Below are 2,952 nucleotides of genomic sequence, written 5' to 3'. Positions count from 1 at the left end.
CGGCCGCCCCTCGGGCACCGGCAGCGCCTTGCGGTCGACCTTGCCGTTGGGCGTCAGCGGCAGCGACGGCAGCACCAGGATCACGGACGGCGTCAGATAGTCCGGCAGCCGGGTCTTGAGCGTCTCGCGCAGCTGCACCCCCAGATGCTGGGTCAGCTGGCCCAGCAGCGGGTCGTTCACATAGGGACGCCAGTCCCCCTTGTCCGGCAGCGCCGCCGGCGCCAGCGCCGTCTGCGCCTGCTCGGGATCGACCAGCTCGACGTCGAAGCTCCCCTGCGACGCACCCGCCGTCCAGCTGATCCGCGCCTCGTAGCCATGCGCGCGCGCCAGCTGCCAGAACGCCTCGGGATCCTCGCCCCGCACCTCCTGCGCGCGCAACGTCTCGCGCAGCTGCGACACGTTCGCCGTGGGCTCCATCGTCTCCAGCAGCGCCACCGCCGCAAGGTCCTGCGCCACCCGGCGGTTGGCCACACCCTGCAGCCGCACCCGCGCCGGACGGTCCGCCAGGCTCGCCGCCAGCTCCGCCAGCGGGTCCCCGCCCGCCGCCAGCTCCAGCGCATCGTACCGCTCCGCATCCCCCACATGCAGCGTCACGTCGTAGCGATAGGCGCTCAGCTCGTTCACGTACCCCGCCTGCTTCAGGGCAATGTCGATCCGGCCGATCCCCTCAAGCTCGGCACGTGCCGCCGCGAAGAACCGCGGATCGACCAGAAGCTCCTTCTCCTGGCTCACCGCGCGCGACACCCGCGACCGCAGCCGTCCCACGCTCAACCCAGCCGGTGCCTTGTCCAGCTGCACCGAGGCGTGGAACGCTTCCAGCAGACCAAGATGGCGCAGATCGCCCAGGAACACCTTGCCCCCGGGTCCCACCAGCGCCGCGGCCTGGCGCAGCACAGACAGCAGATACTCCCCGTCGGGGAAGTATTGCGCGATCGAGTTCAGCACCACCGTGTCGAACGCGCCCGCCTCCCAGCCTCCGAACTGGATCGCCTCGCGTTGCTCCAGCACCACGTGGCGCAACTCCGGCCGCTCATCCAGCCAACGCCGCAGTCCGCCCAGCGCGCCCGCCGAGATGTCCGTGCCCGTATAGCTCCGCCCAGCCGCCAGATGCTCCAGCAGCAGGCCCACGCCGCACCCGATCTCCAGCACCGCCGCAGGCGCAAGCGAAGCGATCCGCTCAACCGTCCGGTCGCGCCACTCCACCATCTGCGCCTCGGGGATCGGCAAGCCCGTATAGCTGCTGTTCCACCCCAGGAAGCTCGGCGCCACCGCCGCGTCCGATACGCCATAGGCATCGTCGAACAGCGCTTCCCACTGCTCGAGATTGTCCTCCCGCGCCGCGTCATAGCCTTGCGCCTGCGCCGCCTTCAGCGCCGCGGGATCGCCCACCACATAGGCCACCAGCCGCTTGTCGCCGGGGCTGTCCTCGCGCGCCACCGCGACCGCCTGCGCCACGCCATGCTCCGCCAGCAGCGCCGCCTCGACCTCGCCCAGCTCGATCCGGTGCCCCCGGTTCTTCACCTGGTGATCGAGCCGGCCCAGATCGTCCAGCTGCCCGTCCGCCCGCCAGCGCACAAGGTCGCCCGTCCGGTACATCCGCGATCCCGGCGCCCCGAACGGGTTCGCCACGAACCGCTCCGCCGTCAGGCCCGGACGGCCAAGATAGCCGCGCGCAAGCCCGTCGCCCGCAACATACAGCTCGCCCGCCACGCCCACAGGCGACAGCTCGAGCTCCTCGTCCAGCACATAAGCCTGACCATTGGCGAGCGGACGCCCGATCGGAACCGAGCTCCCCTCGAAGGCCGGATCCAGCCGGTGCGTCGCGCTGAAGGTCGTCCCCTCGGTCGGGCCATAACCGTTGACCAGCACGCAGTCCGGCCAATGCTCCAGCGCACGGCAGACATGCGGCACCGACAGCGCATCGCCGCCCGCCACCAGCCAGCGCAGCGACCCCAGCGTGTCGAGCCGCGCGTCCACCACCTGCTGGAACAGACCCGCCGTCAGCCACAGCGTGTTGACCCCGCCCGCCGCGATCACCTCGCCGATGCGCTGCACATCGACCACCGGGTCCGGGTAGAAGACCAGTCGGCCTCCGTTCGCCAGCGGACCCCACAGTTCCAGCGTCGCCGCATCGAACGTCATCGGCGCCAGCTGCAGCATCACCGTCTCGGCGCCGAAGCGCACATAATCCGTCCCCCGCACCAGGCGGGTCACATTGCTGTGGATCGTCCCGACCCCCTTGGGGCGTCCGGTCGAGCCTGAGGTATAGATCACATAGGCCAGGTTGTCCGGCCGCGCGCCGCTCGCCGGCGCCGTCTCCGGATGCTTCGCGATCCGCTTCGCGTCCCGGTCCAGCAGCACCAGCTGCGCGCCGCCCTCCGCCAGCTGCTCCGCCAGCGCCGACTGCGTCACCACCAGCCCCGCGCCCGCATCCGACAGCATGAACCGCAGCCGCTCCAGCGGATAGTCCGGGTCCAGCGGCAGATAGGCACCGCCCGCCTTCAGGATCCCGAGCAGGCCCACCAGCATGTCGATCGACCGCTCCAGGCACAGACCCACCACCACCTCGGGGCCCACCCCAAGTCCGCGCAGATGATGCGCCAGACGGTTCGCACGCCGGTCCAGCTCCGCATAGCCGACCGTCTCCTCCCCGTGCACCGCCGCCACCGCCTCCGGCGTCAGCGCCGCCTGCGCCGCGAACAGCTCCTGGATCGTCCGGTCGCGCGGATAGTCCGCCGCCGTCGCGTTCCACGCATGCAGCAGCCGCTCGCGCTCCTCGCCGGGCAGGATCGACACCCGCGACAGCCGCACGTCCGGATCCGATACCACCGCCTCCAGCAGCACCGTCAGCCCACGCCCAAGCCGCGCGATCGTCTCCGCGTCGAACAGGTCCGTCGCATACTCGAAGAACCCGCCGAACACCGCATCGTCGAACACATGCAGCTGAAGGTC

The 2,952-nt window shown here is 70.8% G+C and carries 1 protein-coding gene; it reads right to left on the bottom strand.

The window, feature by feature from the left end:
• On the bottom strand, positions 1-2,952 hold a 2,952-nt coding region (locus ACTHLF_RS05930), incomplete at both ends, for an amino acid adenylation domain-containing protein (RefSeq protein WP_440325689.1).

The organism is Luteibacter sp. (genome assembly GCF_051958795.1).
Lineage (GTDB): Bacteria > Pseudomonadota > Gammaproteobacteria > Xanthomonadales > Rhodanobacteraceae > Luteibacter.
This window is presented reverse-complemented; position numbering and strand designations above follow the sequence as displayed.